The sequence below is a fragment of the Pseudaeromonas paramecii genome (assembly GCF_039540575.1).
GTDB classification, from domain to species: domain Bacteria; phylum Pseudomonadota; class Gammaproteobacteria; order Enterobacterales; family Aeromonadaceae; genus Pseudaeromonas; species Pseudaeromonas paramecii.
The window spans coordinates 1-13,780 of the sequence record NZ_BAABFC010000025.1 but is presented as its reverse complement, the minus strand read 5'-3'; the positions used below and the strand labels follow the sequence as shown (position 1 = coordinate 13,780).

The window sequence follows — 13,780 nt, the reverse complement described above, 5'->3', positions numbered from 1 at the left end:
ATGCAACTGAATTCCACTGAAATTGCCGAGCTGATTAAAAAGCGTATCGAGCAATTTGAAGTCGTCACCGAGGCGCGTAACGAAGGGACCATCGTCTCCGTAAGCGACGGTATCGTTCGCATCCACGGCCTGGCCGACGTGATGCAGGGCGAAATGATTGAACTGCCGGGCAACCGTTATGGCCTGGCACTAAACCTGGAGCGTGACTCCGTGGGTGCCATCGTCATGGGCCCCTACGCCGATCTGGCCGAAGGTGAGAAGGTCACTGGCACAGGCCGCATCCTGGAAGTACCTGTGGGTACCGGTCTGCTGGGGCGGGTGGTGAACACCCTGGGTCAACCCATCGATGGTAAGGGTCCGATCGACAACGACGGTTTCTCTCCGGTCGAAGTGATCGCCCCCGGCGTTATCGCCCGTAAGTCCGTGTCCCAGCCGGTACAAACCGGCTACAAGGCCGTGGACTCCATGATCCCCATCGGCCGTGGCCAACGGGAATTGATCATTGGTGACCGTCAGACCGGTAAGACCGCCCTGGCCATCGACACCATCATCAACCAGAAAGACTCCGGCATTAAGTGTGTGTACGTGGCCATCGGCCAGAAGGCCTCCACCATTGCCAACGTGGTCCGCAAGCTGGAAGAACACGGCGCCCTGGCCAACACCATAGTCGTGGTAGCCTCCGCGTCCGAGTCTGCCTCCCTGCAATACCTGGCCCCCTATGCCGGTTGCGCCATGGGTGAGTACTTCCGTGACCGCGGTGAAGACGCCCTCATCATCTATGATGACCTGTCCAAGCATGCCGTGGCCTACCGTCAGATCTCCCTGCTGCTGCGTCGTCCGCCAGGACGGGAAGCCTACCCAGGCGACGTCTTCTATCTCCACTCCCGTCTGCTGGAGCGTGCCGCTCGGGTTAACGAAGAGTATGTGGAAGAGTTCACCAAGGGTGCCGTGAAGGGCCAGACCGGTTCACTGACCGCGCTGCCGATCATCGAAACCCAGGCCGGTGACGTATCCGCCTTCGTTCCGACCAACGTAATCTCCATCACCGACGGTCAGATCTTCCTGACCACCCAGCTGTTCAACGCCGGTGTGCGTCCGGCGGTGGATCCCGGTATCTCCGTATCCCGGGTCGGTGGTGCCGCCCAGACCAAGATCATGAAGAAGCTCTCTGGTGGTATCCGGACCGCATTGGCCCAGTACCGCGAGCTGGCGGCCTTCGCCCAGTTCTCCTCCGATCTGGACGATGCCACCCGCAAGCAGCTGAGCCATGGTCAGAAGGTGACCGAGCTGATGAAGCAGAAGCAGTATGCCCCGATGAGCGTGGCTGGCCAGTCTCTGGTGCTGTTTGCTGCCGAACGCGGCTACCTGGATGACGTCGAGCTGGAAAAGATCACCGCGTTCGAAGCGGCGCTGCTCGCCTTTGCCAACACCGAGCACGGGGACCTGATGGCGGAAATCAACGCCAAGGCGGATTACAACGATGACATCGTTGCCCGTCTGAGCGCGCTGCTGGACGCCTTCAAGGCCACCCAGACCTGGTAACCCAAGGTGGCCGTCGTGAGGCGGCCACAGACGAGGAGGGTCTAAGATGGCCGGCGCTAAAGAGATACGAAACAAGATCGCGAGTGTGAAGAACACTCAGAAGATCACCGGCGCAATGCAAATGGTGGCGGCGTCCAAGATGCGCAAGGCGCAGGATCGCATGGCTGCCAGCCGTCCGTATGCAGTCACCATGCGCAAGGTGATCGGTCACATCGCCCTGGGGAGCTTGGAGTACAAGCATCCTTACCTGGAAGAACGTGACGTCAAGCGGGTAGGTTACATCATCATCTCTACCGACCGTGGTCTGTGCGGTGGTCTGAACATCAACCTGTTCAAGGCCGTGCTGGGTTCCATGAACGAGTGGCGTGAGCAAGGGGTCGAGAGCTCTCTCGCCCTGGTGGGTTCCAAGGCCAGTAGCTTCTTCGGGCGCTACGGTAAGGCGGTCCTGGCTCAGGTGGCCGGTTTCGGCGACAACCCCAGCGTCAGCGAGTTGGTGGGGCCGGTGAGGGTGATGTTGCAGGCGTTCGATAACGGTGAAATCGACCGCCTGTACCTGGTGTACAACAAGTTTGTTAACACCATGGTGCAACAACCCAAGGTCGAACAGCTGCTGCCGCTGCCCAAGTCAGATGATGACAAGGTTGCCAAGCATCACTGGGACTACCTGTATGAGCCGGATCCCAAGCATCTGCTGGATAAACTGCTCAGTCGTTACATAGAGTCACAAGTTTACCAGGGCGTGGTTGAGAACCTGGCCAGTGAACAGTCCGCCCGTATGGTGGCCATGAAGTCAGCGACCGAAAACGCCGACACACTGATCAACGATCTGCAACTGGTGTACAACAAGGCCCGTCAGGCCGGTATCACCCAAGAGCTGACCGAGATCGTGGGCGGTGCTGCGGCGGTTTAGGGCTAAGGTATTCATAGGTTTAGAGGATTTGACATGAGTAACGGTATCATCGTTCAAGTCATCGGTGCCGTGGTGGACGTCCAGTTCCCGCAGGACGCCGTACCAAAGGTGTACGATGCACTGAAGATTGTGAGCGAAGGCCAGACCCAGGGTCTGGTACTGGAAGTTCAGCAACAAATCGGCGGCGGTGTCGTCCGCTGTATCGCCATGGGTACCTCAGACGGTGTGCGTCGCGGTGCCGAAGTGGCCAACACGGGTGAGGCCATCAAGGTGCCGGTCGGTACCGCCACCCTGGGCCGCATCATGAACGTGCTGGGTGAGCCGGTGGACGAACAGGGTCCCATCGGTGAAGACGACCGTTGGGTTATCCACCGTGAGGCCCCCAGCTACGAAGATCAGTCCAACACCACCGAGCTGCTGGAAACCGGCATCAAGGTAATCGACCTGATCTGTCCCTTCGCCAAGGGCGGTAAGGTCGGTCTGTTCGGCGGCGCCGGTGTGGGCAAGACCGTCAACATGATGGAACTGATCAACAACATCGCCAAGGCGCACTCCGGTCTGTCCGTGTTCGCCGGTGTGGGTGAACGGACCCGGGAAGGTAACGACTTCTACTACGAAATGAAGGAGTCTAACGTTCTGGACAAGGTGGCCATGGTGTATGGCCAGATGAACGAGCCGCCTGGAAACCGTCTGCGGGTGGCCCTGACCGGTCTGACCATGGCCGAGAAGTTCCGTGACGAGGGTCGTGACGTGCTGTTGTTCATCGACAACATCTACCGTTACACCCTAGCCGGTACCGAAGTATCCGCCCTGCTGGGCCGGATGCCGTCCGCGGTAGGTTATCAGCCGACCCTGGCCGAAGAAATGGGCGCCCTGCAAGAGCGGATCACCTCCACCAAGTCCGGCTCCATCACCTCCATCCAGGCGGTGTATGTACCGGCGGATGACTTGACCGACCCGAGCCCGGCCACCACCTTCGCTCACTTGGACTCCACCGTCACCCTGAGCCGTCAGATCGCTGCCCTGGGTATCTACCCGGCCGTGGATCCGCTGGACTCTACCTCCCGTCAGCTGGATCCGCTGGTGGTGGGTCAGGAGCACTACGAAGTGGCCCGTGGCGTGCAATCCGTGCTGCAACGCTACAAGGAGCTCAAGGACATCATCGCCATCCTGGGGATGGACGAACTGTCCGAGAACGACAAGCTGGTGGTGGCCCGTGCCCGTAAGATCGAACGTTTCCTGTCCCAGCCGTTCAGCGTGGCGGAAGTGTTCACCGGCTCCCCGGGTAAGTATGTTTCCCTGAAGGACACCATCCGTGGCTTCAAGGGCATTCTGGACGGCGAGTACGACGATCTGCCCGAGCAGGCGTTCTACATGGTTGGCTCCATCGACGAAGTGGTCGAGAAGGCCAAGAAACTCTAATCCGAGGCAGGAGGTTCTATGGCCGAGATTACCTTCCACCTGGACGTGGTCAGCGCCGAGGAGATGCTGTTCTCCGGTAGGGTTGAGTCCGTTCAGGTTTCCGGTGCGGAAGGGGAACTGGGTATCCGCCATGGCCACGCGCCCTTGCTGACGTCCATCAAGCCCGGCATTGTGCGGCTGATCAAGCTGCACGGAGCCGAAGAGCTGATGTACATCTCCGGCGGTATGCTGGAGGTGCAGCCGGAGAACGTGACCGTGCTGGCGGACACCGCCATTCGTGCCGAGGACATAGACGAGGCCAAGGCGCAGGAAGCCAAGCGGGCGGCGGAAGCCAAGATGAACGGCAAGTCTGGCGATGTGGACTATGCCGAGGCGATTGCCGAGCTGGCCAAGGCCATGGCTCAGCTGCGCGTGGTGGAGTTGACCCGCAAGAACTACCGTTAAGGCGTTCTTGGCAGACAAAAAGCGGCTTTCGAGCCGCTTTTTTTATTGGCGGGCGGTACACTAGCGCCAGCGAACACAACATAGAGATGAGTGGTTATGTCCCTACAGGTGGTGATATTGGCGGCGGGCAAAGGAACCCGCATGCGTTCTTCCTTGCCCAAGGTGTTGCATCCGGTGGCGGGGCGACCCATGGTCAGCCATGTGATCGAGACGGCCCAGCAGCTGGGTGCGGCCCAGGTGCACCTGGTCTACGGTCACGGCGGCGAGCTGCTACAGCAACGGCTCGACGCCCAGGTGAACTGGGTGCTGCAGGCCGAGCAGCTGGGCACCGGTCATGCGGTGGCCCAGGCCATGCCGGCCATTGCCGATGGCGACAATGTGCTGGTGCTGTACGGCGACACGCCATTGATAAGCCAAGCCACGCTGGAGCGGCTGCTGGCGGTACAACCCCAGGGTGGCATCGGCCTGTTGACGGTGAACCTGGCCAATCCCACCGGCTATGGCCGCATCCTGCGCCAGCAGGGCGCCGTGGTGGGTATCGTCGAGCAGAAGGATGCCTCGGCCGAGCAACTGGCCATCAATGAGGTCAATACTGGTGTGCTGGTGGCGCCGGCCGCCCAGCTCAAGGCCTGGCTGGCGGGGCTCACCTGCCAGAACGCCCAGGGCGAGTATTACCTCACCGATGTCATCGCCGCGGCCCATGCCGCCGGCGCGCCCATCGCCACCGCCCAGCCGGAACAGGCCTGGGAGACCGAAGGGGCCAACAATCGGCTGCAGCTGGCGCAGCTTGAGCGCCATTATCAGCGCCGGGCCGCCGAGCAGCTGATGCTCGACGGCGTCACCCTGCTGGATCCGGCTCGCTTCGATCTGCGCGGCACCCTCACCTGTGGCGAGGACGTCATCATAGATGCCAACGTCATCATCGAGGGGGACGTCAGCCTGGGCAACCGGGTGCAGATCGGCGCCGGTTGTGTGCTCAAGTCCTGCCATATAGGTGATGACAGCATCATCAGCCCCTATACGGTGATCGAGTCATCCAAACTGGCTACCGGTACCACTATCGGACCCTTTGCCCGGCTGCGGCCGGGCTGCGAGCTGGCGGCGGATGTGCATGTGGGCAACTTCGTCGAGGTGAAAAATGCGCGCCTTGGCGTGGGTACCAAGGCCGGCCATCTCTCTTATCTGGGGGACAGCGAGATCGGGGCCAATGTCAATGTGGGGGCGGGCACCATCACCTGTAACTACGACGGTGCCAACAAGCACAAGACCATCATCGAAGATGACGTCTTCGTCGGCTCTGATACCCAGCTGGTGGCACCGGTGACGGTGCGCAAGGGCGCCACCATAGGTGCGGGCACCACGGTTACCCGCGAGGTGGGGGAGAACGAGCTGGTGATCACCCGAGTGCCGCAACGGCATATCCAAGGCTGGCAGCGGCCGGTCAAGATCAAGAAGTGATGGACTCGGTCAGTCAACGGCGCCTCAGGGCGCCGTTGGTTTTTCTGCCGTGGGTATGGGGTGGATCAGCCGCATCACCAGCAGGCAATAGAGACCCGTGATCAGTACCGTCAACACCCGATCACTCAGTATCCAGAAGCCTTGGTCCAGCTTGGGCAGGGCCGAGCCAATCAGCGCCAGATAGACGGTCAGGGCGGTCTGGATGAGGGGTTTGGCTGTGCCCAGTGCCAGGCGCCCGGTCAGCCACAGGCTGCCACACAGGCAGAGCAGGGTGGCGATGACGGGGTGAAAGAAGATACCACACAGCAGCACCACCGGCAGGGCCACCAGGGCCCCCAGCAGGTTGGAGTAGAGCAACTGATTACCCTGCTGGCGCACCAGGCTGGCATCACTGGCCCGCAGCAAGTTGGCCAGGGTCGCCCCGATGAGCACGGCGCTGTTGTCCTTGAGCAGGAGGGCCAACCAGAGGGCCAGCAGCAGGGCCAGGGTCTTGGCCAGCACACTCCAGGCCGAGCCCTGCACCTGCGTCGCTGCCTCGGTTTGGCTCATGGGCAGCGGCCCGGGCCAGAGGGCATGGGCCAGCAGGCACCAGAGATAGGCTTCGGCGAAGGCGCCGCCCATCAGCCAGGCAATGTGGGTGGGCAAAGAGACATCCAGCTGCACCAGCACCATGCTCAGGCTGGCCACCAGCAATATCAACATGCCGGGCAGATCTGCCTGATTGCGGGCCAGGCGGGCAAAGGCGGTGGCACACAGGGCTGCCATGGCAAGCCAGAAGGCCACCGGTTGGTTGCCGGTGATGCGCGCCAGCAGTGCCACCAGCAGACTGGTGGCCAGCACCAGCAACAACAGCTTGAGCAGCAAGGCCAGAGGCGGCCGACCGGGGAACATCATCAGCAGCAGGATGACGAAGATGCCCACCAGAAAGGGCAGGGGCTGCCCCAGGGTGAATCCCAGTCCCATGGCGGCCAGCGGCGCTATGGCCAGTCGCAGGCAGGGGGCGCGCCAGTGGGCGGCGGTCGAACTCATAGGATGTAGGAGAGCCAGCTATACACCCGGATCCAGCCGGCGGCGATCCAGTCCATGGGACGCACCTTGTGGGTGTAGAGGATCACCGAGGCCCGGGAGCCATAGCGCAGGCCTCTAGGTAGGGGCTCACTCAGAACCATGTTCACCGGGAAGGCGCGATCCTGATTGCCGGGCCCGTCGCTGGTGAGCAGCCCAGTGGTGGGATCCGTGGTGCCGGACAGGGCACTGCCCCAACCCAGGCTTTCCACCTTGGCCTGGAAGACCCGGCCGGGCAGCACATCAAACACCACCTCGGCCTCGGTCCCGGGCTTGAGGTACTCCAGGGCGTTCTCCGGCAGCATGGCGTTGATCCAGATCGCATGGGTGTCGATGAAGGTCATGGCCGGGGTGCCAACGGCGGCGTACTGGCCGGTAGCCAGCTGTACGTTGGTGATGACACCATCGCTAGGCGCGGACACTGTGGTGCGCATCAGATCCAGTCGGGCGCGGGAGAGGGTGGCCATGGCCTCCTGCAGTCTGGGGTTGGCCTCTCCGCTGGGGCCCAGATTCTGCTTGGCCCGCTCCAGCTCCGCCTTGGTAGCCGAGAGGGTGGCCTCGGCCTGTTGCAGGGCGGCTGTCGCCTGATCCTTTTGCGACTGAGACATGACGCCGCGCCGCACCAGCTCCATCACCCGAGCCGATTGATCCCGGGCGTTGTTGTAGGCCGCCGTCGCTTGCAGCACCTTGGCCTGGGCAGACTGCACCGCCGCCGTGTCGGCGCCCAGGCTCTGGCCCACATTAGCCACCCTGGCTTCCGCCTGGGTCAGGGCAATCTGATAGGGCTCAGGATCCAGCATGAACAAGGGTTCGCCTTCCTTGACCACCTGATTATCGCTGACCGCCACCTCCGACACCCGCCCAGCTACCTCCGGCGCCAGCCGGATGAGGAAGGCCTGCACACTGCCGCTGGTGGTCATGGGGGTGAGGCGCTGGGCAAACAGCACATAGATCAGCAGCAGCAGCGCCAGCCCCGCCAGCCGCAGGGTCAATTGGCGCACCGGATCCTGGCCGGTTTGGGTGGCGGTTTCCTGGTCAGTCATGGTTCATCCTTGAGTTGTTGATGAGTCTATCTTGGCTGGTTGCGGCGCCGGTTGATCTACCCAGTTCATAAATAATTGATAGCCCATGGCCAGCAGGGTGGCCCCCAGGAACATCCCCAGGATGCCGCCGTTGACCATGCCCCCCAGGGCGCCCAGCAATACCACCGGCATGGGGGCTTCCACACCACGGCCCAGCATCATGGGCTTGAGCACGTTATCCACCATGCCGCCCACCAGCAGCAGTACGGTGAAGATCACCGCGCTCAGGGTGCCGTGCTCACCGCCCATCCACAGCCAGAGGATCACCGGCAGGGTCACCAGACTGGCAGGGATCTGGGCAATGCCCAGGATCAGCACCAGCAGGGCCAGCATACCCGCCAGCGGTACGCCGGCCAGCATCATCAGCAGACCGATGAGCAGGGCTTGGATAACGGCGACCCCCAGTATGCCCATGGCCACCGCCTGTATGGTGCGACTGGAGAGCTGGATAAAACCGGGGCCTCGTACCGGATCCAGCAGGCGGTCGGCAATCCGACCCATGGCGGCGGCACCGGGGGCACTGAAGGCCAGCATGATGCCGGCGATGACAAAGGAGAGCAAGAAGCTCAGCAGGCTGCCGCCCATGCTGGCGGCGGTGCTGAGCAGGGTCTTGAGGATGGAGCCTAGCTCGGGGGCTTTCTGCTGCAGCAGGCTGGGCAGGTCATTAGCGGCCTGTTGCCAGAAGCCATAGAGCTTGTCCCCCACCAAGGGCCACTCCGCCACCTTGGCAGAGGGAGCCGGCACCTGCCAGCTGCCGGTGGCCACGTCCTTCAGGGTATCGGCCATGGAGCCCACCAGCAGGGCGCTGGGCACCAGCAACAGCAGTACCCCCAGCAGCACCATCAGGGTGGCGGCCAGTCCTTGACGGTTGCCCAGCCGGCGGCTGAGTTTCTGATGGCTGGGATGCAGGGTGATGGCCATCACCAGCGCCCAGAGCATCAGGGCCAGGAAGGGTGAAAAGATGAGGTAACAGACATAAACCAGCAACAACAACAGGCCGCCCTTGATCAGGGCCTCCAGCACGGCATTGCGCAGCTGTTGTTCGGATGGGGTGGCGGTCATGATGGCTCCTATTGAGTGGCGGTGTGGCTTGTTTGCTTACTATGGCACCAGTGCAGTTGGGTGCCAAGTGATGCTTTTTGTTGCCATTAACGGGCGCAATGAAACCTAAGTTGCGCTTTTGTTTCGCTTGATCTTTCGTTTTGAAAGTATAAACTGCCATTACTTTCTTCGGTCTGAACAACGACACCCTCATGCAGAAGCGCAACACCCAGCAGCGCCGCCACGCCATCATTCGCCTGCTTGCCGACAAGGGCGAGGTGAGTGTGGACTCACTGTCCCGGCTGTTTGACACCTCTGAGGTCACCATCCGCAAGGATCTGGCCGAGCTGGAGAGAAACGGTCTGCTATTGCGCCGCTACGGCGGCGCCGTGCCCGTGCCCAGCGAGCTGGTGCCGCCGGTGCAGGAAGAAGAACAAGTTTCGAAACGAAAGATAGCCATCGCCCGCTGTGCCGCCGGCCTGATCCGGGATCACTACCGTCTCATCATCGACTCCGGCAGCACCACGGCCGCCTTGATCCCTGAGCTGGCCCAGCGCCGTGGTCTGGTGGTGATGACCAACTCCCTGGTGGTGGCCGCCGCCCTGCGGGAACTGGAAAATGAGCCCACCCTGCTGATGACGGGGGGCACCTGGGATCCCCATTCCGAATCCTTCCAGGGCCAGGTGGCGGAGCAGGTGCTGCGCTCCTACGATTTTGACCAGCTGTTTATCGGTGCCGCCGGCATCGATCCGGCGCGAGGCACCACCACCTTTAACGAGTTGATCGGCCTGTCCCGCGTGATGGCCGAGGTCTCCCGGGAGGTGATAGTGCTTGCCGAGTCCCACAAGGTGGGCCGCCGTATCCCCAACCTGGAGCTGCCCTGGACCAGTATAGATGTGCTGGTGACCGACAGCGGCCTGGCGGGCGACGTGCAACAACAGATTGAACAACAGGGCGTGCAGGTGATCTGCGCGCCGGACAACCTCGAATAGCAAACGAAAATAAGGAACAAGAGCATGTGCGGAATTGTCGGGGCCGTGGCCCAACGGGATGTGGTGGATATTCTGGTGGAAGGCCTGCGTCGTCTGGAGTACCGGGGCTATGACTCCGCCGGGGTGGCGGTGATCAAGGATCATCAACTGCAGCGGGTACGCCGCCTGGGCAAGGTTCAGGAGCTGGCCGACGCCCTGGCCGCCACTCCCCTGTCCGGCGGTACCGGCATCGCCCACACCCGCTGGGCCACCCATGGCGAACCCTCAGAGACCAATGCCCACCCTCATGTCTCCGGCAATCTGGCGGTAGTGCACAACGGCATCATAGAAAACCACGAGGAGCTGCGCGCCAAGCTCAAGGGACTGGGCTACACGTTTGTCTCCCAGACCGACACCGAGGTGATAGTCCACCTGGTGCACCACTACCGCAAGACCTGCCCCAGCCTGTTGGCCGCCCTGCAGGCGGCGGTCAAGGAGCTGAGGGGCGCCTACGGTACCGTGGTGGTGGACAGTGCCGATCCCGAACGCCTGGTGGTGGCTCGCTCCGGCTCACCCCTGGTGATCGGTCGGGGGATCGGTGAGAACTTCATCGCCTCCGACCAACTGGCCCTGCTGCCGGTGACCCGTCGCTTCCAGTTCCTGGAGGAGGGGGATGTGGCCGAGGTGACCCGTCGTGAGGTGCGGATATTTGACGCCAACGGCCAGCCCGTGGTGCGTGCCGAGCAGGAGTCCGAGCTGTCCCATGATGCCGGTGACAAGGGCGAATACCGCCACTACATGCTGAAAGAGATCTACGAGCAGCCCGCCGCCCTCCTCAACACACTGGAAGGTCGCCTCACCGACAGCCACCTGGTGCCGGAGGCCTTCGGCAACGGTGCTCGGGAGATCTTCGAGCAGGTGCAGCACGTGCAGATCGTCGCCTGTGGCACCTCCTATCACTCCGGCATGGTGGCCCGCTACTGGTTCGAGGCGCTGGCCGGCGTCACCTGCAACGTGGAGATCGCCTCCGAGTTCCGTTATCGCAAGTCGGTGACCCGTCCCGGCAGCCTGTTGGTGACCCTGTCCCAGTCCGGTGAGACCGCCGATACCCTGGCGGCCCTGCGCCTGGCCAAGGAGTCCGGCTACATGGCCAGCCTGGCCATCTGCAACGTGCCGGGGTCGTCTCTGGTGCGGGAGTCTGACCTGGCCTTCATGACCCGGGCCGGCGCCGAGATCGGCGTGGCCTCCACCAAGGCCTTCACCACCCAGCTGGCCGGCCTGCTGATGCTGGTGGGCAGCATAGGTCGTTGCCGTGGCGCGCTGAGCCCGGCGGCCGAAACCCAGTTGGTGAGCGCACTGCGCGGCCTGCCGGCGCAGATCCGCCAGACCCTGAGCCTGGACAAGCGCATCCAGTCCCTGGCCGAAGAGTTTGCCAACAAGCACCACAGCCTGTTCCTGGGCCGTGGCAGCCAGTACCCCATCGCCATGGAAGGGGCACTGAAGATGAAGGAGATCAGCTACATCCACGCCGAGGCCTATGCCGCCGGCGAGTTGAAGCACGGTCCCCTGGCGCTGATCGATGCCGACATGCCGATCATAGTGGTGGCGCCCAACAACGAGCTGCTGGAGAAGCTCAAGTCCAACGTGGAAGAGGTGCGGGCCCGCGGCGGCATCCTCTACGTGTTTGCCGACGAGCAGGCCGGCTTTGCCTCCGATGCCACCATGCGGGTGATGCCCATGCCCAAGGTGGATGAGATCATCGCCCCCATCGTCTACACACTGCCGATGCAGCTGCTCTCCTACCATGTGGCCATCATCAAGGGCACGGACGTGGATCAGCCCCGCAACCTGGCCAAGAGCGTGACGGTGGAATAAGCGGCCCGATCAGCGCATTGCCACATGTATCCGAGTAATAAGGTTGGATACCAAAACCGCCCAGCTAAGCTTAACTTTGAGCAATGGCTGGGCGGTTTTTTCATGGCTTGGAAAAAGAACGTCAATATCGAGTTGCAGAATCAGAAGTGGCTATGTGAAGGGCGAGGTAGTGGCCATGGTTCTGATTACAAACCATGGTTAACCATTAGAGACCTATCCTCTCAGGTCGCTCACATCGTGTTGAATCGCCATCAGTGATCTAGATCAGTGGTGGCGATTCAAGCAGTGCTACAAATTATCTTTTAGTGCCAAAAGACAGAAGTAACAAATGGATTTAGCGACCATGAATTATGGTTTTAACATCATGAAAGGATTGTATATGAGACATATAGGAAAACTTGCGGCCATTTTACTTCCCTCCTTGGTGTGTTCGGTTAGCGCCAGTGCCGAGCCGGAGCAACCCGTTGCCACCTTGATCCAAAACGCCACCATTTTTGACGGCAAGCATGAAGCGCTTGCCCAGAATATGAGTGTCTTGATCGAAGGCAACAGCATCACCAAAATCGCCAAATCGATCCCGGCACCCGCCGGTGCTGCAGTGATCGACGCCAAGGGCAAGGTGTTGATGCCGGGACTGACGGACGTTCATTGGCATGTCATGTTCAACTCCCCCTCCATCCCCACCCTGATGAATGCGGACATGAGCTACCTGACCCTGTTGGGAGCCAAATCGGCGGAAGAGACTCTGATGCGGGGTTTTACCACGGTGCGTGATGTGGGGGGTAACCCCTTTGGCATCAAGCGAGCGATTGATGAAGGCCAGTATATCGGCCCCCGGATTTATCCTTCCGGTCCCATGATCAGCCAGACATCCGGCCATTCGGATAACCGGCCCAGTAATGAACCGGAACATGCCACCTATCTGGAAAATAACTATTTGCTGACGGTTGCCGATGGCGTGCCGGATGTGATGGTTGCGGCACGAAGAAACCTGCGCATGGGCGCCACCCAGATCAAGATTGCGGCCGGTGGCGGGGTATCGAGCAACTACGATCCGCTGGATGTGACCGAATATACCTTCGAGGAGATGAAGGCCGCGGTTGATGTGGCGAAGACATGGAATACCTATGTGGCGATTCATGCCAACACGGATGAGGCCATTCAGATGGCCATCAAGGCGGGCATTCGTTCGGTAGAGCATGGCTTCCTGATGAGCGAAGAAACGCTCAAGATGATGGCGAAAAATGACGTGTGGTTCAGCATGGAGCCGCTGCTCAATGATGAGGATGCCATTCCCTTCCCGCCAGGTTCGGAAAATGAGAGAAAGTGGATCCAGGTCACCGACGGCACGGACAAGGTCATCAAGCTGGCCAAAAAATACAAGGTCAAGACCGCGTTCGGTACCGATATCCTGTTCGATGCCAAGCTGGGCCAGAAACACGGCAAGATGTTAGCCAAGCTCAAGCGCTGGTATACCCCCTATGAAATTCTCAAGATGGCGACTTACGATAATGCCCAGCTGATCAAGTTGTGCGGCCCGCGGGATCCGTACAAAGGAAAGCTGGGGGTTGTGGAAGAGGGCGCCCTGGCGGATCTGATCCTGGTGGATGGCAATCCGTTGCAGAATATTGATCTGGTTTCGGATCCGGCCAAGAACTTCGTGGTCATCATGAAGGACGGGGTTGTGTATAAAAACAACTCGTAAGCGGGTTCACGGAACCATGGCATCCACGGCGGTCGCCTCGGGTGCCAGAAGCGGACGGGGCACTGAATGTGCCCCGTTTTTTATGGTTCACTGCATTCTGCCGGGGAAGGCAGTCGCCTTGATTTTATGCTTGTTCGCCAGCCAGTGAATGGAGTGGTTCCGACGGGTTGGTTAACGGCTATCCAGCTGCGGATTTGTGAATCGCCACCAGTGATTTAGACACTTCCCAGCCGTTCCCGATAGCGGGATTCAAACTCTACTGGAC

General features: G+C 61.1%; 11 protein-coding genes. 8 read left to right on the top strand and 3 right to left on the bottom strand.

What is annotated here, in order from left to right; all coding sequences use genetic code 11:
- The 5 genes from atpA to glmU all read left to right on the top strand — a co-directional run bounded on the left by atpA (position 1) and on the right by glmU (position 5,776).
- Positions 1–1,542, top strand: a complete 1,542-nt coding sequence (gene atpA / locus ABD847_RS15210) for a F0F1 ATP synthase subunit alpha (RefSeq protein ID WP_345014541.1) — start codon at positions 1–3, stop codon at positions 1,540–1,542.
- Between the two features lie 46 nt (positions 1,543–1,588).
- A complete protein-coding gene (gene atpG / locus ABD847_RS15205) occupies positions 1,589–2,452 on the top strand; it encodes a F0F1 ATP synthase subunit gamma (protein WP_345014539.1) in 864 nt (287 codons plus the stop codon).
- 33 nt (positions 2,453–2,485) lie between these two features.
- On the top strand, positions 2,486–3,874 hold the full coding sequence (atpD, locus tag ABD847_RS15200) for a F0F1 ATP synthase subunit beta (RefSeq protein ID WP_345014537.1): 1,389 nt from the start codon (positions 2,486–2,488) through the stop codon (positions 3,872–3,874).
- An 18-nt stretch (positions 3,875–3,892) separates the two neighbouring features.
- Positions 3,893–4,318 carry a F0F1 ATP synthase subunit epsilon gene (locus ABD847_RS15195; RefSeq protein WP_345014535.1) on the top strand — a complete coding sequence of 142 codons (426 nt, stop codon included), beginning with the start codon at positions 3,893–3,895 and terminating at the stop codon, positions 4,316–4,318.
- A 96-nt stretch (positions 4,319–4,414) separates the two neighbouring features.
- Entirely contained in the window at positions 4,415–5,776 is a 1,362-nt protein-coding gene (gene glmU / locus ABD847_RS15190; protein ID WP_345014534.1) for a bifunctional UDP-N-acetylglucosamine diphosphorylase/glucosamine-1-phosphate N-acetyltransferase GlmU, read from the top strand.
- A 24-nt stretch (positions 5,777–5,800) separates the two neighbouring features.
- Here the strand turns inward: glmU and ABD847_RS15185 are convergent, their stop codons facing one another.
- The 3 genes from ABD847_RS15185 to ABD847_RS15175 are packed head-to-tail and all read right to left on the bottom strand — an operon-like array spanning position 5,801 to position 8,985.
- Complete coding sequence (locus tag ABD847_RS15185; RefSeq protein WP_345014532.1) at positions 5,801–6,805, bottom strand: DUF2955 domain-containing protein; 1,005 nt, start codon at positions 6,803–6,805, stop codon at positions 5,801–5,803.
- Positions 6,802–7,884 carry an HlyD family secretion protein gene (locus ABD847_RS15180; protein ID WP_345014530.1) on the bottom strand — a complete coding sequence of 361 codons (1,083 nt, stop codon included), beginning with the start codon at positions 7,882–7,884 and terminating at the stop codon, positions 6,802–6,804. Before ABD847_RS15180 ends, ABD847_RS15185 begins: the two co-directional genes overlap by 4 nt.
- A 3-nt stretch (positions 7,885–7,887) precedes the next feature.
- Positions 7,888–8,985, bottom strand: coding sequence for an AI-2E family transporter (locus ABD847_RS15175; protein ID WP_345014528.1), 1,098 nt, complete (start codon positions 8,983–8,985; stop codon positions 7,888–7,890).
- A gap of 191 nt (positions 8,986–9,176) precedes the next feature.
- Between ABD847_RS15175 and ABD847_RS15170 the strand changes: the two genes are divergently transcribed.
- The 3 genes from ABD847_RS15170 (at position 9,177) to ABD847_RS15160 (ending at position 13,515) form a co-directional block, all read left to right on the top strand.
- Complete coding sequence (locus tag ABD847_RS15170) at positions 9,177–9,956, top strand: DeoR/GlpR family DNA-binding transcription regulator (protein WP_345014526.1); 780 nt, start codon at positions 9,177–9,179, stop codon at positions 9,954–9,956.
- 24 nt (positions 9,957–9,980) lie between these two features.
- Positions 9,981–11,810, top strand: coding sequence for a glutamine--fructose-6-phosphate transaminase (isomerizing) (gene glmS / locus ABD847_RS15165; protein ID WP_345014524.1), 1,830 nt, complete (start codon positions 9,981–9,983; stop codon positions 11,808–11,810).
- Positions 11,811–12,138: 328 nt separating this feature from the next.
- Entirely contained in the window at positions 12,139–13,515 is a 1,377-nt protein-coding gene (locus tag ABD847_RS15160) for a metal-dependent hydrolase family protein (RefSeq protein ID WP_345014523.1), read from the top strand.
- Positions 13,516–13,780: the final 265 nt, after the last annotated feature.